At 37.2% G+C, this 21608-nt stretch carries 17 protein-coding genes and 1 pseudogene; 17 read left to right on the plus strand and 1 reads right to left on the minus strand.

All coding sequences use genetic code 11. The annotated features are described in order from the left end of the window. Nucleotides 1-43: 43 nt before the first annotated feature. From WMO28_RS15535 to WMO28_RS15610, 16 genes and pseudogenes are all read left to right on the plus strand, one after another. Nucleotides 44-2182, plus strand: a complete 2139-nt coding sequence (locus WMO28_RS15535) for a hypothetical protein (RefSeq protein ID WP_349057574.1) — start codon at nt 44-46, stop codon at nt 2180-2182. Next, the gene (locus tag WMO28_RS15540) at nt 2182-4614 is read left to right on the plus strand and encodes a hypothetical protein (protein ID WP_349057575.1); all 2433 of its coding nucleotides are present in this window, start codon (nt 2182-2184) and stop codon (nt 4612-4614) included. Before WMO28_RS15535 ends, WMO28_RS15540 begins: the two co-directional genes overlap by 1 nt. Further along, on the plus strand, nt 4611-4823 hold the full coding sequence (locus WMO28_RS15545; RefSeq protein WP_005422985.1) for a hypothetical protein: 213 nt from the start codon (nt 4611-4613) through the stop codon (nt 4821-4823). The genes WMO28_RS15540 and WMO28_RS15545 overlap by 4 nt, the downstream gene beginning before the upstream one ends. Nucleotides 4824-5040: 217 nt before the next feature. Then, nucleotides 5041-5802: an Rpn family recombination-promoting nuclease/putative transposase gene (locus WMO28_RS15550; RefSeq protein WP_005422984.1), complete on the plus strand. Its 762-nt coding sequence runs from the start codon at nt 5041-5043 to the stop codon at nt 5800-5802. Nucleotides 5803-6439: 637 nt separating this feature from the next. After that, a complete protein-coding gene (locus tag WMO28_RS15555) occupies nt 6440-7576 on the plus strand; it encodes an MBL fold metallo-hydrolase (protein ID WP_055056799.1) in 1137 nt (378 codons plus the stop codon). Further along, nucleotides 7563-11123, plus strand: a complete 3561-nt coding sequence (locus tag WMO28_RS15560) for a trypsin-like peptidase domain-containing protein (RefSeq protein ID WP_349057576.1) — start codon at nt 7563-7565, stop codon at nt 11121-11123. Before WMO28_RS15555 ends, WMO28_RS15560 begins: the two co-directional genes overlap by 14 nt. Before the next feature lie 67 nt (nt 11124-11190). Then, nucleotides 11191-11376 (plus strand): hypothetical protein, encoded by a 186-nt coding sequence (locus WMO28_RS15565; protein WP_055066285.1) that lies wholly within the window; start codon nt 11191-11193, stop codon nt 11374-11376. Between the two features lie 159 nt (nt 11377-11535). Beyond that, a complete protein-coding gene (locus tag WMO28_RS15570) occupies nt 11536-11982 on the plus strand; it encodes a flavodoxin (RefSeq protein ID WP_055066284.1) in 447 nt (148 codons plus the stop codon). A gap of 30 nt (nt 11983-12012) precedes the next feature. Beyond that, nucleotides 12013-12264 carry a hypothetical protein gene (locus tag WMO28_RS15575; protein WP_349057577.1) on the plus strand — a complete coding sequence of 84 codons (252 nt, stop codon included), beginning with the start codon at nt 12013-12015 and terminating at the stop codon, nt 12262-12264. Nucleotides 12265-12690: 426 nt separating this feature from the next. Further along, nucleotides 12691-13365, plus strand: a complete 675-nt coding sequence (locus WMO28_RS15580; protein ID WP_024853919.1) for a response regulator transcription factor — start codon at nt 12691-12693, stop codon at nt 13363-13365. Beyond that, nucleotides 13353-14531 (plus strand): sensor histidine kinase, encoded by a 1179-nt coding sequence (locus WMO28_RS15585; RefSeq protein WP_349057578.1) that lies wholly within the window; start codon nt 13353-13355, stop codon nt 14529-14531. The genes WMO28_RS15580 and WMO28_RS15585 overlap by 13 nt, the downstream gene beginning before the upstream one ends. A 116-nt stretch (nt 14532-14647) precedes the next feature. Next, nucleotides 14648-15718 carry an ABC transporter permease subunit gene (locus tag WMO28_RS15590; protein WP_114001642.1) on the plus strand — a complete coding sequence of 357 codons (1071 nt, stop codon included), beginning with the start codon at nt 14648-14650 and terminating at the stop codon, nt 15716-15718. Then, the gene (locus WMO28_RS15595; protein ID WP_226845194.1) at nt 15715-16371 is read left to right on the plus strand and encodes a transporter; all 657 of its coding nucleotides are present in this window, start codon (nt 15715-15717) and stop codon (nt 16369-16371) included. Before WMO28_RS15590 ends, WMO28_RS15595 begins: the two co-directional genes overlap by 4 nt. 3 nt (nt 16372-16374) lie before the next feature. Then, nucleotides 16375-17253, plus strand: coding sequence for an ATP-binding cassette domain-containing protein (locus WMO28_RS15600; RefSeq protein ID WP_114001641.1), 879 nt, complete (start codon nt 16375-16377; stop codon nt 17251-17253). 184 nt (nt 17254-17437) lie between these two features. Then, nucleotides 17438-19208, plus strand: a pseudogene (locus WMO28_RS15605) (DUF4368 domain-containing protein). A gap of 26 nt (nt 19209-19234) precedes the next feature. Continuing rightward, entirely contained in the window at nt 19235-19588 is a 354-nt protein-coding gene (locus WMO28_RS15610) for a TnpV protein (RefSeq protein WP_148446868.1), read from the plus strand. A 57-nt stretch (nt 19589-19645) separates the two neighbouring features. Here the strand turns inward: WMO28_RS15610 and WMO28_RS15615 are convergent, their stop codons facing one another. Further along, on the minus strand, nt 19646-20638 hold the full coding sequence (locus tag WMO28_RS15615) for an AraC family transcriptional regulator (RefSeq protein WP_148446870.1): 993 nt from the start codon (nt 20636-20638) through the stop codon (nt 19646-19648). A 200-nt stretch (nt 20639-20838) separates the two neighbouring features. Between WMO28_RS15615 and WMO28_RS15620 the strand changes: the two genes are divergently transcribed. After that, nucleotides 20839-21423: an MptD family putative ECF transporter S component gene (locus WMO28_RS15620; RefSeq protein WP_015524597.1), complete on the plus strand. Its 585-nt coding sequence runs from the start codon at nt 20839-20841 to the stop codon at nt 21421-21423. Nucleotides 21424-21608 lie beyond the last annotated feature (185 nt).

The raw sequence follows: 21608 nt of genomic DNA on the forward strand, positions 1-21608 counted from the left end.
GCGAACAGTCCCCTTTTTATATGGGAAAACAGGAGGAAATTGGATGGAATGGAAGATTTATGAAGAATGGCTTGATATTACCCTGTACCGGCAGATGACGAACCTGATCTATAAGCTGTCATCTAATGAGGAAAAATATAAAATTTATATGCAATTAAAAGAAAATGATATGTTTCTGGAAAAGCCGAAAGTAGACATGGAAACCGCTTATGGACTGCACTATCCGGGAGAAGTCCTGGAGCGTATTGGAGAAGATCTGACCTGGACAAAGCGGACATACCGTGCCCTCGGACTTGCCCTGGCGAGGATGATGCCTTTACAGGAGACCTGTATGTTCAATGGAACTCAAAAGAACCTGTTTTGGAAAAAGATGAAACAGATTCTTGGAGAGAAAGACCTGTTTTTGATCAGTATCAGTTATATCTGTGAGGAAAAGGAAAAGAATCGGTGGAAACAGGCCATGCATGCGTATCCATTTGAGCGAGCAGAAGAAATGTTGTTTGCCATGTCCATCCTTCCGGCTGATGAAACACTGTGGGAAGGCATAAAACAGAAACTTGCTGACAGCTTTTCAAAGAACCGGAAGATATCCGTATTTACTGAATGGAATCTTTTCGTGTGGATGGTAGGCAAAGTAATGACAAAGCTTAAAGGGTATCGCAAAAAGGATCTGGATATCCTGAAACTGCTGGTAAAGTTAACAGGCACAAATGCTAAAAACGCGGATGCCGTTTTGGAAAAACGTATGCGTATGTTTGGATATTCCGACAAAGAGACCGCTTTTTTAAATTTTGTACTGATGTATTTTGTAGAGAGACCCGATCGGATAAGCCTTTCCGGGTTGACAGCAGAAAAAATTGGTCTGAATGTATTAGAGGCATTTTTGCCTGGAAAAGAGACATATCCAGAAGAGGCTTATGTACTTTGTTCACGGATTTTAAGAACATATGGGAAACTTTCTGTCCGTATCGACGGTAAAGAACGGCTGGAAAAATGCATGAATGAAACGTTCAGGGTGGAAAATGTAAAAACGTTTCTTACGCTGTTTCCATTTAGAAGTAATGAACCGGAAGAGTGGCATTACATTGATCTGACAGAAGAAAAATGGGATCCTCTGGTAAAAGAACTCTCTTCGGAAGAATTTGAAGCGTGTGTTACAGATACTCTGAAAGGCAAAACATACAGTACGAAAAGTTTGCTGAAGTATCTGGAACGTTATGAAAACTTTACAGGAAGTAGATACCAGGATGTTTTCTGGAAAAAGAGTGAGCCGGAACTTTACGCGGTTTTCAACCGGCTGATCCTGCATGGGATTTTGGATGGAAAAAAGTATCTGGAAGAGTTTGTAAAGGATTATAAAAATGAAGAGCCAGATTTGGAAAAGAAATGGGAATTTATGGCAGGATATTTAAAAAGTGAAATAAAGGGTCTTTGTAATGAGCATTCCTATCCTATGCTGAAATTTCTGATCAATGAGATTGGAATGGATGGATGCGAATTCTTAAGCCCCTGGAGGATTTTAAAGGAAACTTTCTCCTTGGGATACTATGCTATCCAACATAGAGAGTGCGAATTTTTTTCGCCAGTTCTGGGAAAAAAGGAACACCGGGAACTGTTTTCAATGGTAGAAAAGAAATTCTTTTATGAATATCCGGATATTTATCCAGAATACCTGACGGCCTTACTTTTAAAGGAAAGTACAGCACTTTGGCTGGAACAGTCCGAAGCATATGAGCTTTCCAAATTGCTTCTTCCATTTATAAGTGATTCTTATCGAAGAGAAACCCTGTATCAGAAATATATGACAGAAGAGGATCGGAAAAGATATCAGGAACGGAAAGAATGGCTAAAGGAACAGAAAAAACGGATAGATCACTGGAAAACAGAAAAAAACATCAAACAGCAGTTTAATCAGATATTACGGGAAAACAGAAAAACGGATAAGGAGATTCAGTCTATTTATGAGTTTTACAAGAATGGTCGTTATTCATATGGCCATAAAAAGCTCTACTGTAAGATCGTTTCCTCGTATTTAAAAGATAATTTTGCAGGAACAGTGAAAAAGCTTATGGCAAAAAAGGAAGCTCTATATCTTCTTAAACTGGCAGAAAATATGTACCAGGACGAATGCATGGGGTTACCGGAGATTACTGAATTAATAGAAAGGGCAGAGGTAGCGTGATGATCGAAAGAATCTTAAAGCACATGAATATTTACAGGGAAATGAAAAATGCAGCAATTCCCCTGAAACTGATAGGAAAGAAAGGGGAAGATTCCTGTATGAATGCGGCCAGACTGGTAAATCAGCAGGAACTTTCCAGTCTGATGGAGGGGTTAAATGAGGAGACGATTTCTTCTTTGATGGACGATCCGGAAATACTCATCTCTTTAGGAAAAATGAACAAAAAGGATTTTTCTATTTTAGAACCAGACCGCATCAGAATGATCGTAGAATGTGCGGGAAATGAAAAGCTGTCCGAATTTCCCTATGAAAAGATTGAGAAAGTACTGGCAGATAAAGAAATCCCGGACCGGATTGTATATGTTTATCTGAAATATTATGCTTTTCTGGAACCGGTAGAAGAGTTAAAGAAACAGCTTGTAGCAAGTCTTGATACCTGCATTGGTGAGTTTGATGTTGCCCGTGCGGGAATAAAGATACGCATGCTTTTGATAAATCCGGCTTTTTCAACGGAGCTTCTTTATGAGCTGCTCAAGGATGAGGAATCATTGGCATTACTTTTGAAACAGGATCTGATGGAACTTGTAAATTATTTATCAGAGTTTTGTGAAGAAACGGAAAGTTTAAATAAGAAACAGCTGGAAGAACTGAGCCGGCATCCAAAAGAAATCCGGAATGGATTAGAAGTGGTTCTTGCTCAGATCCCAAAAGAATGGCAGGCCTCTTTTCTTCACTTATGGCTTTGGAACGAATCATTATATGCAGATATCCCGAAGCTGATAAGATTTTTGACAGGTCCAGATGCAGATTTTGAAAAGGTTTCAAACGGAAAGGCAGCCTATGTGAACACTCTGTATGGAAATCCGCTTCCAGATATGGATCTTTATGAGCTCACTTTGGAAAAGACAGAGCTTATCCTGTATGTCATTACGAAACGGAAGAAACATTTCCTGGAACTTTTGCGAAAGAATGGAGACTGGCTTATAAACCTTGACAGGAGTTCGTTGATTCTGGATGAAGAGGTTTATAAAAGATGCCTGAATCTAAATACTTTAAACGAGCAAAATTTAAGGGATTGTGAATATATGGTAGTTCCCTGGAGAAAGAGTGAAGAATCACTGTTTTCGAAGCCTCGTGTATTTGAAGAATTGAAAGTCCTGTACAATGTAAAAGCAGTCTATATAGACCTGTATGATCGTTTAGCATACTCAAAAAGTGATGATCGTCTTCGGGTGATCCGTGAGTTGATAAAAAGAGACTGCCTGACAGATGCATTAGAGGAAAATCAGATTGAGTGCTTGGCAGAAGCTTTGTCAAAAAAGTCGCTTTCCAGATGGATGCAGGAGGATTTTAAAAACATTCTGGATCTTCGGCATGAAACAGCCATATGGATTCTGATATTTTTAATGGATTTTACTGAACTTTTAAAGGATCTTACAAAGGATAATCAGGTTTACTTCCTTTTACATAATCAGAATCTTTTAAATGGCTGTTCCGGATTACCTGCATTGATGGACAAACTGCTGTCCCAGGATCCTTCCTGGAAGAATTTAAAGACAGAATTGAATATTTCGGATGCTTTTGTCGCGGAAAATAAATCCAATATCCAGAAGTTCATTTATGAAGGTGGCGCTGAGATCATGACTTCCTTTCTGAACAGGCAGCCGAAAAAGAAGGAAGAAATCCGAAGAATCGTAAATGCTGAGTTATTAGGAAAGTTCATGGAGCTGAAATACCATGAAGGAGATCTGGGACGGGAAATTGCTTTTCCAATAAAAAGAGATACAGAAGAAATCTGGAAAGAAAAGCTGCTGCGCGTGGATTGTGGATGGGAAATCTGGGAAGAGGACAGCCTGCTTCTGGTCATGCAGATAGGAGAAGTACCGCTACGCAGCTGCATTTCCTATCGGAATGGTCCAAATTGTGATTGTCTGTTATCCTGTTTTGATGCAAATAAAAAAATTATATTTATCAAACACAATAGTAAAATTGTATTTCGTGCAATCCTCCGTCTGACAAAAGGTTCTTTTATAGTTGCGGATGAAAGGAAGACGATTGAGTTTGTTGATGTGATTGCCAAAAGCGAACCACATGAAAATAAAGCAGAAGAACTGGTTTTGTTTTTGGAACGTTATTATCAAAGCGGACTTAGCGAACAGGAAATACGAAAAGCAGTAAATTTAACTGCTATGCTGGTAAAAGAAAAAGCAGAAAAACTTGGAGCAAGGCTTGTACTTAGCAGCAGTTATAAGAATGTTCTGGAAAATAAAAACTATGTTTTGACAAACTTTTATATGTACATTTCTGCATCTAAAAATGGAAGCCAGTATCTGGACAGCCTTGGAGGGGCCGCTGGTGTCAGTGCTTCCGGAAGCTACACCTGCAATACATTTTTGCTGGAAGCAGAAGAGAGGAGAGAAGAGAGCTTATGAATATACGAAGAGCAGGAAGAAAAGTAGTAAAAAACCTACATAAAGAGTATGGCATATATCGGATCGGTTTTGTAAATATTTATGGTGAAGAAGATGAAACAGAATTGGACGCCATGAACATCAATGATCTGGAAAGATTATGGCTGTCTCTTTGTCCGGAATTTGAGTGCAAGGGAAACAGTGTATGCTATGTGGAACGGGTAGGTTAAAAAACACCCGATGCAATTCGGGGAAAAAGTGTCTTGTAAAGGTCATTCATTGATGCTAAGATAAAATAAACAAAAGCTTTTTCGAAAATTTCTTCATAACATAAAAAGAATAAAGAGGGAGGTGACAGCGAACGTGGCAGATGAAAAAATTGTGCCAGAGAACGGATTGGAAGTACGTTACGAAAGATATAAAGGTATTATTAAGAATTTTACACTCATGAGTGACATATTTATGAGAAATGTTTTCAAACAGAGAGAATGCTTGGAATATGTTCTGCAGGTCATTATGGAAAAACAGGATCTGAAAGTAATTGATCAGATCATCCAGAAGGATTATAAGAATCTGCAGGGACGATCCGCAATCATGGACTGTGTTGCCAGAGATTCCGAAGGCAAACAGTTTGACGTGGAGATCCAGCAGGATAATGAAGGTGCATCACCTAAGAGGGCACGTTACCATAGTGGTTTGATGGACATGAACACTTTAAATCCGGGTCAGGATTTTGATGAATTACCGGAAAGCTATGTGATCTTTATTACCAGGGATGACATCCTTGGGTATGGCTTTCCTATTTACCATATTGACAGGCATATCAAAGAAGCCGATGATAGCTTTCAGGACGAAGCACATATTATATATGTGAATTCCAGAAAACAGGAAGACACAGAACTTGGGAGACTTATGCATGATCTGCATTGTAAGAATGCGGATGAAATGCACAGTCCAGTTCTTGCAAAGAGGGTACATGAATTAAAAGACACGCAGAAAGGGGTTGAGCTTATGTGCCATGAAATGGAGAAAATTTATAGCGAGGGAATGGAAAGCGGCGAAAAGCGCGGTGAATTAAAGGCTAAAAAGGAAACAGCCCTTTCACTTGCTGAAATGGGATTACCTGTTGAAAAAATCGCAAAAGCTGTAAACCATAATGTGAAAGACGTCCAGAAGTGGATTGACGAAACTTTGTGTGTAACAAAATAATTGAAAAATCATTATAAAAGGGCAGGTCTGATTAGACTTGCCTTTTTGCAATACAGTATATTTAGTTTTTTCAAAAAAGATGAAGGAGCAAATATGGGAAAAAGATCTGTTCGAATAAATACTTTCTTTGTCTATAATTTGTGATTTTTGTTGTTTTATTTCGTATTATTTTTAAGAGTTAAAATTGCGTATTTAAAATTCAAGCTCTAATTGTAATAAAATAGTTCTAGCCCAAAATTAGAAGGAGAACATATGCATATGATCATCAAAAAAAGAAAAATTTCTATCTTTATTGCAAAGTCCTTACATTGCCCCATATTCAATCAAAAGTATAGATAATGAAGCGTTACATGAAGAAGAATTGGAAAAAATAGTTGTTTCAGCCAATGAACTCACAGTCCATTCCGTTGAAAAAAATTGCAACAATATCGTATTCGTTGCCATAAGAAGGGTAATATAGCTGCTTTTACAATAAAAAATTTTACAAAAGATCAATTATTTTTAACTGAATACCTGCAAAATAAACTGCATTCATTTAATGAATTGATATATTTCCCTAAAAATCAAGGTTTTTATAGGATTTTGAAACAAAAACAGGTAGTATTTGACACTACCTTTCAAAAATGGGAGGGGAACAATGGAAATAAACGGAGTTACCATACAGATGCTCCCTGCTGCTTCAGGAGACTGTATATATTTGGAATTTCCAGATTCCGATTTTAGAATGTTGATTGATGGAGGTTATGCCAAAACCTATCAAAAGTACTTGAAAAAATTTTTGCTCAAACTGGCTGCCGAAGGAAAACGATTAAATTTAATCGTAGTCACTCATATAGATGATGATCATATCAGTGGAATTAGGGCATTATTGAAAGAGAACGGGGATTCGAGAAACCCTAAAATCATAGAGATTGATGAAATCTGGTTTAACAGTTTGAATCAATGTATTACGTCTCGAAACGCAGAACAAGGGATGTCCTTTGCAGTCAAAATCATTTTAAAAAGTATGTGTTCAACAGACATTGATTTTGAATGTGAATATAAAAAGCAAAATATAAGTTATACCAACGGAAAAAATCTCGCAGAGCTCATTCAAGCCGGAGGATACCGTTGGAATACATCAGTTGTAAATAATTTAGTGAGTAAGGGACAAATTGTCCAATTTGGAGATCTAAAAATCACAATATTAAATCCAGGTATCGAAACATTAACTAAGATGGGTAAAAAATGGCTTTATCATTTAAAACAAATAAACTCAAATAATATAGAAATCACTAGAGACCCATTGTTTGATGCTGCCTTTGAGGGGTTTTTATTAAATAATGAAAAAAATATAGAGTTTAAACAGGAAAATATTTCGTATTCCAGCGAGGATTTGGATTGGTTGGATAAATATGCGGAATATAAAGACATAGAAATGGATTCTAAAATAACAAACTGTTCCTCCATTGCACTTTTGATTGACTATAAAGATATAAAAATGCTTTTTCCGGGAGATAGTCCAATTCAGCTTTTTGAAAATGAATTGCCTAAGATACTTGATGTCATAAAACTTCCCCATCATGGTTCAGCTAAGAACATTTCCCTGGAATTTATAAAAAATACAAAGGTAAAATATTATTTGCTGTCAACTGATGGAAAGCGATATATTGATCATCCCGGAAAAGCAGTAATCGCAAATATAATAAAAAATACAGGCAATAATACAGAACTTATTAAAAACTACGAAATTAAATTTCTTAAAGGATTGGGAAAATTAGATGCAGAAGATTGATAGAGATAGATTAGATGAAAATACAGGTCAAATAGAATGTGGAGAAGAAATTGGAACCGTGTTCTTAATAGATAAAGAAACCGCAATAACAGTAAAACATTGTCTATTAATTGAAAAACCTGAAACTTATGCAAAAAATGCTGTTTTACACTTCTCTGTAAAAGATGAGGAAAAAACAGTCAATGCAACCGTAATTTCTGAGGACAATGACAGCTCAGAGGATTTGGTTGTATTACGATGCGAAGAGAGTATTGATGTTCAGCCTCTTTATTTGTTTAGTGCAGAACTAGATGTTTTTGACGAATTACAAATGGTTGGATATGGTAAAAGTTTTGGCTTTGAAAAAAGGTGGATACAATTAAAAAATACTAATCTTTTAAAAAAAACTAATAAAAATATGATCTTAGATACAATAGATTCTGCTGCCATGGATTATGAAGGTTTTTCTGGAAGTCTCATAGCTGATTATAATAATTGTATTGTGGGAATTGCAAACATGCAAAATACGGAAAAAGGAAAAGCTAATTCTTTACTGGGAATTAGCGTAAAAAATCGAAAAAAGTTTTTTGAAAATAATAATATTCCAGTATATGATCGGGCAGCATTATTAAATGCACATTGTAAGGCTACAAAAGCAAAAGCTTTTCAAAATGGTATTGATCAAAATGTATATTTAAAAAATAAACAACTAGAAAACGATACTAATTCAAGAAACATTGAAGAGAATACAAATCCTTTACTAAATATGAGTAATGTATATTCTGAAGATTATAATTGGAATATTAAATATACAAGGATAGAAGGGTTATTGGGAAATTCTAATAAACGTAGAAAAGAAAGAAAAGAGTTAACCAAGCAATGGGCCAAAGAATTTGAGCAGTATCCCGGATGGCTTATAGTTCCAGCAGATTTCAGGCAACAGGTAAAAAGTTATACCAATGGAAAAGAACTTTTACAATGTAGCGAAAAAGAATTAGAATCTAATTTTGACTACTGTAATGAATTACTGGATTTTGCTTATGAATATACAAGGAGATATAAAAAATCTTGTTTGCCTTTAGATAAAAATATTGAGAATAACTTATATAAAATATGGGATACTTTAAATTCTCACTCGGATTGGAAAGAGAAAAACAAGAATAAATGGTTAACAGTAGGGTTATATTTACTTGAAAACTATAGACAAAATATGGATGAAGAAAAGTGGAACAGCATTTGTGATCAGCTTAAACCTTGCACAAATTTTATAGTTGATGGCAAATATTATTTGAAACTTGAAGAAATTCTTATGAATTTATTCAAAATGGATCTGGAAAAAGTTCAGCTAGAACTGGTATCATGCTCTTTAGAAGAAATGCCTTATGAGGTACGCTTAAGATTCATTGGCGTAATGACTGAATGTGGTCTTAATGAGGAAGCACTGAAAGCAGTAGAAGAACTTACCAACGATATACAAAAGAATAATAATGAAATAGCAGAGAGCAGCCCCCAAAACGTATATTTGAAGTCTCTGCTGGTATGTGCATTGTATTTAAAAGAACATTTACTATTTTGTATGAATCCATATAAGGAAGAAACCAGAAAAAAATGCAATGAAATTAATAATGAGATTTCTAAATATAAAAAGTATTATAACTGGGATAAAGAAAAAATTCTGTTTACAGACGGTGCATTAACCTGGTTAAAAAAGGAATCTCCAGAACCGGAATTTGAGTTAAATCGGGAATCCATTACTTTGGTTAGATCTGAGAACAATTGTTGGGAGGCATATTCTGTTTTTAAAAGCATTGAATATAGTGGATTTCCATTATATCTTCGAAGTAAAAGTTTACTGAATAATCAGCAGGATATTTTAGTAAAAAGCTTGCTATCTTACTATCCTCAATATACATGGCAGCTTTTACTTCGTCTTGGAAAAACAGATGTGGTAAAAAAATGTATTACAAGAGAATATTTACGATCCGAGAATAGAAAAGAAATCGATGAACTTTTTGAATATGTATATAATGCGATAATGAATAATATAGGAAAATTTCAGAAATATGATCCATGGTATGATCAAAATGTTTATACCTCTATTGTAGCATCCGGAATTCCGATATTAGAAAGAATGTGTGCCGTATTGGATTCTGTGCAGCAGGGAAAAATGATAGACTTGATGATCCGATTGATCGAAGAAAATGCGGTGAAAGATCAAAGATTATTAAATAAATTCATTTCCTCTGTTATGAATCAAACCGCAGATTATATTAAAAGAACTAAAATAAATGCATTATTAACCTGCTCAATGAAAGAGAGAGAAAATATACTTGGAGTAGTACAGCTTGATCCTTTTGATGTGTTTACAGAGTATGAATTATCAAATCCATTATATAGAAAAGCTCATCTTGAACCCAAAATTATTAAAGCAATATTTAATATAGGAAAACAACAGAAAATAAATCGAACCTCCGTATTGGCCAGAATGGGGCAGTTATATACATGGGGAAAATTAACCAAAGAACAAGAAGTTGCCTTTGGAGAATTATTATGGAGTAAACTTAATGAAGATACGCAGTTGCCAGATCTAGAGCAATATTATTTTTTTGTATTTATGAAATGGCCACATCCAGAAGAAATAGATCCCTTAGAAAGAATAAAAAAGAGTTTTATCAGTGAAAAAGTATCTTCAAAATGGAAAGAGGATATAAGAGGCAGGAATTTTACTGAAATATCATATTGGGAACAACTGGCGGTTTGGAATAGGTACTATGTAGATGAATGGTCTGCGAAAGAAAAAGAATGGTTTTTGGAACTGTTCATCGGCTGTTGTTCAGATATGGTAAAATATTGGAAAGAAAGCAAATTCGATTTTCAATTTACTTTTTCAAAATGGCATATGAAAATGATGATTCGTGCGATTGCATCTTTTGGCAGAAATGGATGGAAGGGAGTTAATCCGGTTCAGTCAAAAAAACTATGTACTCTGCTAAAAGAATTCTATGACGAAGGAATTTATTCATGGGAAGTGGAAGCAATGTTTCTTGCAGATGAAAAAGTTCCAGCCTTTATGAACGAAATGTTGGAACTAATGTATGAAACTGAATCAGATATGGTATTTTCAGCTACAATGGCAGTTGAAAAGTGTCTGGAAACAATTATGGATCAGCAATTAAAAGAAAATACCCTGCTGGAATTGTTTAATTTAATTAAAGCACGAAAAGAACCCGGATTGGAGTATTTCTTGATGATTATACATAATATTTTTTACCGAACAAATTCGCGTTTTCCATCCAAAATCATGAAAGGAGTTTCACAAGTACTTAGGTTAGTAGAAAAATATACGCGAATCAATTTTCAAATTTCGACGCAAGAAGAGTTTAAAGAAAATATTAAAGTTAGAAAGCAATGTGCTACTCTTGCATTCTTGGTATATCGTTTTGAAAATACATTTTATGAAGGCCAACATTGCCCCGAAGTAGAAGAATGGAAAAATATATGCACTGGTGAGAAAGCAGAAAATGAATTTGCTGAAGTAAAAAATTGTTGGTTACTTCCTGAACTGTAAATATGTAAATGAATTGTCGGGAAAAGGGTACATGAATTGAAAGAGACACAGAAAGGGGCCACCGCTTATGTGCCATGAAATGGAAAAAATTTATAGCGAAGGAATGGAAAGTGGGGAATTAAAGGCCAAAAAAGAAACAGCTCTTTCTCTTGCAGAAATGGGTCTGCCTGTTGAAAAAATTGCAAAAGCTGTAAATCATGATGTGAATGAAGTCCAAAAATGGATTGATGAAAATCTATGTGCAATAAAATAAGGAACGCATTTATAAATGGGCAGGTCTGTTGGGCTTGCCCTGATTTATATAATATCGTGCTTAAGAGTAAATATCCAGTTATAATAGAGCAGTTATTCTGTATCAGAGTTGTAGAGACATCAGCCATAAATATATTGTACTAGAAAAGGAGCCTATCAAATGGAAACATTAGTTATCTATTTTTCGCAGAAAGGAAAGACAAAAGAAGCTGCTAGACGGATCGCACAGCTTTCCGGTGCAGATCTGGCAGAGATTAAGACTCATAAATCTTACCGGATGTCTTATAGAAAAACGGTATTTACCTCATTAAAAGAAATTTTATTAAATGAGCGGCCAGAACTGGATATGGAGATTCCTGATATTTCTGCATACGACAGGATACTGATAGGAAGTCCGATCTGGTGTGGAACATTTCCAAATGCAGTATTCAGTTTTCTGGACAAGGTAAATCTGAATGGAAAAAAAGCAGCAATTTTTACAACCAGCGGAGCTACAGAACCACAGAAGATTGCGGTGAAGATCAAAAAGAAATATTCTGCAAAATGGTGCAGAACATTTAATGCGAACCATGCAACAGATGAAAATATCACAGATTGGTTAAAATAGTATGTTCTTACAAACAGGAATGCGGATGAAATGCACAGTCCGATTGTTGTAAAACAGGTACATGAATTAAAAGACACGCAGAAAGGAGTGGAGCTTATGTGCCATGAAATGGAGAAAATTTATAGCGAAGGAATGGAAAGCGGCGAACTAAAAAAAGCAAAAGAAACAGCTCTTTCTATGGCAGAAGAGGGGATGGATGTTAAGAAAATTGCCCGCCTGGTTAAAGTAAGCGAAGACGATATCCAGAAATGGATTGATGAAAACATGTGTGTGGCGAAGTAAATAAAAATCATATTATAGTGGGTAAGTCGGTTTTCGACTTACCTATTTATTAATTAAAGGTCAGGAATTTTTAGAGGCAAACTTGAGATTTGGTGTCGATGTAGAACAAAATAGGATTAATCAGTTTTCTAACAGCTGATTAATCCTATTTCATTTTTATTATTCTTTTTGTATGTGATTGTTTTTACGAAAACTGAGTTCTCGCATAAAAACACTTCCGTTTTCGTATTGATTGATTCAGCAGGTCGCACCGGTGTGGTACTGTTCTGCTGTGGGATAAGCATACGAAAATCGGAGGAAAAAGACATTGAGGGGAAATTGAGCTGGAATTGAGAAAAAAGATATATTGTGCTTACGTTCTTCATGTACTCTTGTTGTGATTTCATTGTTTTTTATCGTATAATATGAATACTGGAGGTGGTTTGGATGAAATACAAGATTTTAGTTGTCGATGATGATAAAGAATTGGTGAAAATGCTTTGTAGTTATTTTAATATGAAACAATATGAAACCATTACGGCTACAGACGGAATGGAAGCATTAAATAAAATAAAAATGAAACCGGATATTATTTTGTTGGATATCAATATGCCACGCATGGATGGGATTGAAGTATGTCGTCTGATACGCAGTAAAGTGTTATGTCCAATTTTATTTCTGACAGCAAGAGTTGATGAAGATGATAAAATTAATGGGTTGCTTTCAGGTGGGGATGATTATATTACGAAACCATTTAGTCTTCGGGAGTTGGAAGCGAGGATTGTTACAAACATAAAGAGAGAAGAAAGGCATCAGCAAAAAACAGAATACCGCTTCATGGATGAAATGCTGATTGATTATTCTGAAAAAATAGTAGCTATAGCTGGACACAAGATGGAGTTCACAAAAATTGAATATCAGATTATAGAATTCTTATCCATGCATCCGGGGCAGGTGTTTGATAAAGAACGTATATATGAACAAGTCTGTGGATATGATGCGGAAGGGGACAGTAGAACGATAACGGAGTTAGTACGGCGTATAAGGAAAAAAATAGCGGATTGTTCAGAAAAAGAATACATAGAAACTGTATGGGGGATTGGATACCGATGGAAAAAATAAGAAACTTGTCACTGAAAAAAACAATTCTGTTTTATTTTGTGATCAGCTTGACGGCAGCATTTCTGTTATCTGCATTTACAGTTCATTTTGCAAGAAATATGCAGAATGAAATATGGGAAAAATATATTGATTATGCAGATTATACGGATGTGTTTCAGCAACATGGAAAGAAATACGAGATTGAGATATCAAGACCTAATCAATCGCAGATGAATCGTTTGGACTATCATCTTTCGGAAATGTGTGACTTTATAGAAACATATTCGGTACTGATTTTTTCGATTGTTGGGAGTGTTGCTGCGGTTTTCTTTTTTTATAAAAACAAGTTAAAGACGCCTCTACAGGAATTAAAAGATGCCTCACAAATGATTGCAGATAATGAACTGGATTTTCATGTGTCCTATGAAAATAAAGATGAGATGGGAACGTTGTGTAAAGAATTTGAAATGATGCGAAGTGCTTTAGCAGATAACAACAGAAAGATGTGGCGAATGATTGATGACGAGAAGGTCTTGCGGAATGCAATTGCACATGACATACGTTCTCCACTTTCCATATTGCGAGGGTATCAGGAAATGCTCTTAGAGTTTGTTTCTGCTGAGAGTATAAAAACAGAGGATATTATGGATATCTTGCAAACAGGCATGTATCAGATTGACCGAATAGAACATTTCACGGAAAACATGAGAAAAATGTCCCATTTAGAACAGAGGAAACTGCAATGTTCAGAGATAGTATTATCGGAGCTGGCAAAAAAGATTGAGACAGAAGCTGTCATGCTGTCCAAGAAGGAAAGTAAACTATGTAAGGTAGAAAGCGTACAGGAACAAAACGTTGTGAAAGTGGATGAGGAACTTGTCATGGAAGTGACAGACAACTTACTGGAAAATGCGGTTCGATATGCGCAAAAAAGTATTGCTCTGCAGATAAGGAAAAAAAATGGTTTTCTTATAATTTCTGTTGAAGATGATGGAATAGGTTTTGTGGATACTGAGGAAAAAGTAACAGAGCCGTTTTATCATAAGAATCCACAAGATGATTTAAAGCATTTCGGTCTTGGCATGTATATTTCTCGTATTTTCTGTGAAAAGCATGGAGGAAATTTGAAAATATATAATGCCAGACAGGGCGGTGCTCATGTAGAAGCTCTTTTCAAAGCTGAATAAAAATATGTTAGAAGGCTAAGATCATAAATAAAGTGGTTTTAGTCTTTTTTGTTGTGAATTTATTGAGAATTGATTTGTATGATGCTGTTAAAGAAATAAAGAAAGGAAGAGATACAATGAAAACAATCATAAAAAGAAGTATACTTGATTATTTAAAGAACCCTGTTTTGTGGATTGGCTTGATTATTATAGTCGCCAGTATATATCAATGTCTGTCATCGTATTTGCAAATTCATTATATCAAACCGAATGAACAGGTTACACAAAATGATGTAGCATTGGGAGATGCCGATGTCATGGATGGCTACATTCCCACATCTGATGATAAGGAAAGAAGAAGGGAGTGGGAAGATACGATCAGAGAGACTTTAATGGACACCTCCAAAAATGGTTTTGGATTTAGCAGGCAAGAAGCGGATGATGTCGTGAAAAAAATTCAGAATATGGATGTAAAGACTGCTTCTGAGTTCCTGGAATCCCAATATGGCTATTATAACGCAATATATGCTTATGAAGACCTTGAAATTCATAAGGGGACAACAGAAGAAATCAATCATTATATCGAACAGAAATTATCCGAACATTCTTTTTCCTGGTACTTTGCAAAAAAATTTACGGATTTTGCAGGATTGCATATGGCCTTTTTTGCAACAGTCTTGCTATCATTTTTATTTATTCAAGATACACGAAAAAGTACCTATGAATTATTACATACAAAGCCTGTTACGGCAATCCAATATATATGTGGGAAAGTAATAAGCGGATTCATTAGTATGCTGGGAGTATTAGTGATTTTGAATGTTATATTCTTTATGCTGTGTTTGAAAACGTCTTTAGAATCGGGCTTTCCAGTAACATTAATTGATTTTTGCGTGAATTCTCTGATCTATATTGTTCCAAATCTTTTGATGATATGTTGTGTCTATACAATTACAGCAGTAACATTTAAAAATCCGCTTCCGGCAGCACCAATCTTGTTTTTATACATTATATATTCAAATATGCTGACCATGAAGAATGATATTTATTATATGAGACCGTTCTCTATTATGGTGCGATTCCCTGGCAGATTTTTTGAAACACATGCAGCCAAAATGTCAAACATAAATCAGATTATTCTTGTAATTTCATCAGTTATATTAGTATGTATTTCTGTTACAATCTGGAAAAGGAGGAGGGTTCATTGAAAACGGAACTAAAAAACTGCCTGCCATTATATAAGATTTTTTATTCATGCGCATTTATACTGATATTGTGTGCTATTCATCCGATTATATACTATGAAGAAATCGGTTCAGCGATTCAGTCTCCAATAGCATTTTTAACAATTATTTTTTGTAGTGACACATATTTGATGGAAGTAAAAAGTAAGCGTGCCGATGTATTTCATTTGTATGATCAAAAAAAGCAGTTAAAAGTAATATCACAGAGAGTGTGCGTTCAAATATTATATTTATTAATACTTTCCTGTGTTGGATATGTTTTATTTTTCTGGCAAAAACCGGGCAGTGTAAACGAAGGCGTTTCGGGCACTCTGATATTCCTTTTATTTTTCATTGCAATGTTCGGAACCATCTGGCTTTGGAGTATATGCTCTGTGATTTTGTGTACATTGCTTGGAAATATGTGGGCAGGTATAGGATGCTTATTTGGAATTGTCATTGGTCTTATATCGAAAGCGGGCAGTTCATTTTTCGGGAATCTGGGATTGTTTTCTTTCAGCTCTTGTGAACTTAATCAATTAATGTCCGAGAGTTGGATTTATGGAACGCTTGTGTCTTTTATAGTGGGTATGCTTTTATTTGCAGTATTACCAATGGCTTTAAAGAAAAGGGGATAGATTATGAGTATTAGAATAAATGATTTAACAGTTAGATTTAAAAATGGTGTAGTTGCAGTAAATAAGGCGTCTCTTGAAATACCTAATGGAATTTACGGACTTTTGGGAGAGAATGGTGCGGGAAAAACCACGCTGATGAGGGTTCTTACAACCGTTTTAAAACAAACGGAAGGAATGGTTTCGCTTGATGGAATTCTGTATAACGAGGGAAATTATGAAAAAATACAGAAAAAGATTGGTTATCTTCCACAGGAAATCGACTTATATCCGAATCTTACGGTGAAAGAATGCCTTGTATATATGGGAGGACTATCAGGAGTATCCACAAATGACCTCAAACAAAGAATTACCTATTATCTGGAAAAGACTTCTCTTACAGAGCATCAGAATAAAAAAATGCGGCAATTATCTGGTGGTATGAAGAGACGTGTCGGACTCATACAGGCACTTCTTAATAATCCGGATTTTTTGATTATTGATGAACCTACCACCGGGTTAGATCCGGAAGAAAGAATCAGGATCCGCAATCTTCTGGTTGATTTTTCAAAGGATAGAACTGTGCTGTTTTCCACTCATGTAGTAGAAGATTTAGCAGCAACCTGTACGCAGCTTGCCATTATGAAAAAAGGAAGTTTTTTATATTCCGGAAGCGTGAGTGGGTTGCTGGAAAATGCAAAGGGCTGTGTTTGGAATTGTACGGTACAAAATGCAGAAGAAGCCCGTTTGTTAGAAGCCAATTATTCTATTTCATCTAAGCAGTATGTAGAAAATGGAATTCATATGAAAGTATTAAGCAAAGAAAAGCCAAATGAGAATTGTGTCCCGGATAATGATATCACTTTGGAAGATGCATATATTTATTTGACGAATAATCGAGAATAAAAGATATTAGTGTAGGGAAACGGTAACGAAAGTAAAATTTGATGGAAGCTTCTATACAGAGACGGAAATGACAACAGATTTGTATGTGGATGATGATATATGCTCTAAGTGACTTCTTAATCATGATTTTGTCATGGTTAGTGAAGCAATCACTTAGAGCATTTTTGTTTCAGGAGGTACAGCTATGAGAAATGAGAAAATCACCCCACTGTACGAGCGCCTGAGCCGGGACGATGAGTTACAGGGCGAGAGCAACTCCATATCCAACCAAAAACAGATGTTGGAGGATTTTGCCAGCCGGAATGGGCTGCCAAACCCTACGCACTTTACCGATGACGGTATCTCAGGCACCCGTTTTGACCGCCCCGGATTTTTGGCGATGATGGAGGAAGTGGAGGCAGGGCGTATAGAGGCAATCGTCATCAAGGACATGAGCCGGTTAGGACGCGACTATAACATTATGAATGAATTTTACGCCCGTGATACCAGCCGGAAAATCTGCTCTGTGTTCAAGTCAAAAGGCATGAGTGGCAAGCATCTGACCGGCACTGTGATTTACGGCTACTTATGGGACGAAAAACGAGAGCATTGGCTGGTAGATGAGGAAGCTGCCGAAGTGGTACGCCGTATATTCTCCCTCACGCTGGAGGGATATGGACCTTATCAGATTGCTTGTAAACTATCCACAGACCGAATTGAAATTCCTGTCGTACACCTTGCCCGCTTCAATGAGGGTGTGAACCGTTCAAAGCCGGTCAAAGACCCGTATGGATGGGGATCATCTACCATCGTGAACATCTTGAAAAAACGAGAGTATTTAGGGCATACCATCAATTTCAAGACCCGCAAGCACTTTAAGGACAAGAAAAGCCACTATGTTTCTGAGGACGAATGGACGATCTTTGAGAATACCCATGAAGCCATTATCGACCAGCAGACCTTTGATTTGGTGCAGAAAATCCGCAGCAATGTACGGCGTTATCCAAACGGCTGGGGCGAAGCGGCTCCCCTCACAGGATTGCTCTATTGTGCCGATTGCGGCGGCAAGATGTATGTCCACCGCACCAACAATGGCAAGCGGGTTTCTCAATATACCTGTTCCAATTATACCAAAGTTCCGTGTGGGACACTATGCCCTACACAACACCGTATCAATGAGAGTGCTGTTCTGACATTGGTTTCTGATACGCTCCGGGCTATCGCTGAATATTCCAGAAATGACCGGACGGAGTTTATTCACACCGTTCAGGAAACGCAGGTTGCTCAACAGAGTGCCGATATATCGAAAAAGCGCAGGCGTCTGGCCGCTGCCCAAAAGAGAGCTGGAGAACTGGAAAAACTGATTTGCAAAATCTATGAGGACAACGCCCTCAGCAAACTGCCGGATGCACGATATAGGGCGCTTGATGCCACAGTATGCCAAAGAACAGGACACACTTGAGATTGAAATTGCGGAGCTGGAAAAGGCTGTTACCGGCTATGAGCAGAGCCAGAAATCAGCGGAGAAATTTATAGCCCTAATTGATAAGTACGAGAATTTTGACACGCTGACAAATACCATGCTCAACGAGTTTGTAGAGAAAATCCTTGTCCACGAACGCGCCCGAAAAGGCAGCCAGGACACCACGCAGGAAATTGAAATCTACTTCAATTTTTTAGGACGCTATATCCCACCATCCTTACAGCCGGTTCCTTTAACCCCGGAGGAACAGGAAGAACTGCGGAAAAAAGAAGAACGCAAGGACAGGCTTCATCAGAACTATTTGAAGCGGAAAGCCAGCGGCGCACAAAAACGGTATGAGGACAAAATCAAGACGAAGAAAAAAGCGGCAATGGACGCTAAGAAAGCCCTGATCCGGGCTGAGAATATGAAAAAAGGTGTTTTTTCTACTGTCGGTCAGCTGCCGAAAGAAGAACCGCGCAAAGGCAGCATAGCAGCCAGCGCAGCAGTCTAATCATCACGAAGCAAAGGAGAATGAAAATGAGTAAGTTGACTTACATTCGTTGTGGAGATTATGATATACCCAACCTAAAACTTTCTGAACAGCCGGAAACTTCTATCGGCAAGTACGGCAGGATGCGAAAATCCTACCTAAAGAAACATCGCCCCATTCTCTACAACCAACTGCTGATGAGCGAGAAGCTGTATCCACACCTGTTAGAGATTGAGCGGACAGCACAGGGGCGTGTGGAAACCATGTTGCCTCACATGATGGAAGTTGCGGGTGCCACAGAGGAACTGAAAGCCCGCAACCCCATGCGCTGGGCGGGGCTGATGAACACGCTGAAAGCGCAGGTGGAGGAAGTGTTGTTGCAGGAATTAGTTTATATCTGATTTTGGGCATAGATGAAGCCGGGATTTTGCAAGCCAGCAAGCAATCCCGGCTTTATCTTATATATTTTCCAGTTTTTTTGACCGCCGGTATTCCAATGGCGATAGGCCGAATTGTTTTTTGAAAACTGATGCAAATTTGCTTTGATTCATATAGCCGACCAACTCTGCTATTTCTGCAACGGACAATCTTGTAAGAGTCAGTAACTCTGCAGCTTTTTTCATTCGGACTTCCCGTAGATAGATGGAAATATTTTGACCAAAAACGCCACGAAAATAGTTTTTTAAGCTGGTTTCGCTGACAGAAAACTGAGCTGCCAATTCCCATGCAGGATGATGTTGCCGCAAATCGGAAGTGATAATTTTTTCAACACGTTTTGCTATATCTACCTGTGTTTCAGTAAAAAATGTGCAGGCTTGCGATGGGGGGATATTGTTAAGATTTTGTAGTAATGAAAATAGAGCCAGAACATAGATCTTCATTTGAGAAATCGAAAACGGAGGCGCAATATCAAAAAGTTCCCAGAGCTTAATCAATATTTCTTCAACTTCAGGAGTAACTGCTGAGATATAAGTGTTATCGTTTGGGCAAAAAAGTTCAATGATTTTAGGGATGTCTATGCCAAACTCTTTTTGTATCCATGTACTCTCTGTTGCCAGTGTATTAGTATCAACAAAAAGCTCCATTCCCTCATAGATACGGCGAGGATAGACATATTGCTTTTGGGCAAAACACTCCGTGAGAGAAATATCTCCATCTTTCACATATACAAAGTTTCCGTTATTCAAGATAATCTCGCAACGACCAGTCACGCAATAGTTTAGGAGCAAAGGCCCTTTTTTAATGAAACTATCTTCACCCAAATTTGGAGCTGCCCATGTCGGAGAATTTATAAAAATATACGCAATAGTAAGTCCGGGGAAAAGTTGAAAAAATGTCATAGACCCTTTTCCTTCCTTAGTTTTCATAAGTAGTTCTGCGTTGAACTCGCTACGTTTTATTGAAACGCCGGGAATTTCAATACATTTTCTAATAATATCATCAATCTTCATTTTTAACTCCTGTCGATTTGTCTGGCTTATTGCCCTTGATTTTAATCATATTATAGAATTGTAAGCGAAGTCAGTCAATAAAAAAACTCATTGCTGTTTGGAGCTAAAAAGATGATTGGTTGTAGAGAGCTACTGCTAACTATGGTATCTTATAGAGAGGTTAGAAAACGCTAACCAGCAAATGAATGGAGGTATTCGTTATGAGTAACAAGTTACAAGCAAAAGACCTGATTAACCTCGGCCTGTTCACCGTTCTCTACTTTGTGATTGGCTGCTGTGTCGCCATTCCCGTCGGCTTTGTACCTATCTTTTTGCCGATCCTCGGAGCATTGTGGTCTTTGATTACCGGCATCCCGTTCATGCTGTTCCTGACCAGAGTTAAAAAATTCGGCATGGTTACAATTATGGGAATTTTAAGCGGCCTGCTGATGGGGCTGACTGGCATGGGATTTTGGGGCGTACCGATGGGCGTGATTTTTGGGCTGCTGGGAGATCTGATCTTGAAATCCGGCGGTTATAAAAGCGCCAAGAAGAGCCTGATCGGGTATGCGGTGTTCAGCCTTTGGATGGTTGGTACATATATCCCCATGTATTTCATGGTTGAGGATTCCTGGGCCAGTTTTGCGGCCAGCTTTGGTGAGGAATACGCTGACAGGGTAATGGCTGTTATGCCTATGTGGAGCATTATTCTGGTAATCGCCGGAATCTTCATTTTTGCGATCCTGGGCGGACTTTTAGGTAAGGCGCTTCTGAAAAAGCATTTTGCTAAAGCGGGCATTGTGTGATGAACGGGCTATCATTTTCAGCAACAACCGAAAAAAGAAAAGGAATCCTGCTTGATCCCCGGACAAAGCTCATTCTGCTGCTGACGATTACAACACTGATGTTCAGTATGGTCCTATGTCAAGATTTAGTACAAGTTAAAATGAGAAAATTCTCCCCATTTTAACCTGCCAGAAGCTCAGCCTCA

The organism is Blautia aquisgranensis, assembly GCF_040096615.1.
Classification (GTDB): Bacteria; Bacillota; Clostridia; order Lachnospirales; family Lachnospiraceae; genus Blautia_A; species Blautia_A aquisgranensis.

Bases quoted from the DNA above. Each gene is read 5' to 3' on its own strand.
- WMO28_RS15580 (WP_024853919.1), top strand. From the start codon at position 12,691: ATGAAATACAAGATTTTAGTTGTCGATGATGATAAAGAATTGGTGAAA.
- WMO28_RS15560 (WP_349057576.1), top strand. From the start codon at position 7,563: ATGCAGAAGATTGATAGAGATAGATTAGATGAAAATACAGGTCAAATA.
- WMO28_RS15610 (WP_148446868.1), top strand. From the start codon at position 19,235: ATGAGTAAGTTGACTTACATTCGTTGTGGAGATTATGATATACCCAAC.
- WMO28_RS15600 (WP_114001641.1), top strand. From the start codon at position 16,375: ATGAGTATTAGAATAAATGATTTAACAGTTAGATTTAAAAATGGTGTA.
- WMO28_RS15565 (WP_055066285.1), top strand. From the start codon at position 11,191: ATGTGCCATGAAATGGAAAAAATTTATAGCGAAGGAATGGAAAGTGGG.
- WMO28_RS15550 (WP_005422984.1), top strand. From the start codon at position 5,041: ATGAGTGACATATTTATGAGAAATGTTTTCAAACAGAGAGAATGCTTG.
- WMO28_RS15570 (WP_055066284.1), top strand. From the start codon at position 11,536: ATGGAAACATTAGTTATCTATTTTTCGCAGAAAGGAAAGACAAAAGAA.
- WMO28_RS15575 (WP_349057577.1), top strand. From the start codon at position 12,013: ATGCACAGTCCGATTGTTGTAAAACAGGTACATGAATTAAAAGACACG.
- WMO28_RS15585 (WP_349057578.1), top strand. From the start codon at position 13,353: ATGGAAAAAATAAGAAACTTGTCACTGAAAAAAACAATTCTGTTTTAT.
- WMO28_RS15620 (WP_015524597.1), top strand. From the start codon at position 20,839: ATGAGTAACAAGTTACAAGCAAAAGACCTGATTAACCTCGGCCTGTTC.
- WMO28_RS15590 (WP_114001642.1), top strand. From the start codon at position 14,648: ATGAAAACAATCATAAAAAGAAGTATACTTGATTATTTAAAGAACCCT.
- WMO28_RS15535 (WP_349057574.1), top strand. From the start codon at position 44: ATGGAATGGAAGATTTATGAAGAATGGCTTGATATTACCCTGTACCGG.
- WMO28_RS15540 (WP_349057575.1), top strand. From the start codon at position 2,182: ATGATCGAAAGAATCTTAAAGCACATGAATATTTACAGGGAAATGAAA.
- WMO28_RS15555 (WP_055056799.1), top strand. From the start codon at position 6,440: ATGGAAATAAACGGAGTTACCATACAGATGCTCCCTGCTGCTTCAGGA.
- WMO28_RS15615 (WP_148446870.1), bottom strand. From the start codon at position 20,638: ATGAAGATTGATGATATTATTAGAAAATGTATTGAAATTCCCGGCGTT.
- WMO28_RS15545 (WP_005422985.1), top strand. From the start codon at position 4,611: ATGAATATACGAAGAGCAGGAAGAAAAGTAGTAAAAAACCTACATAAA.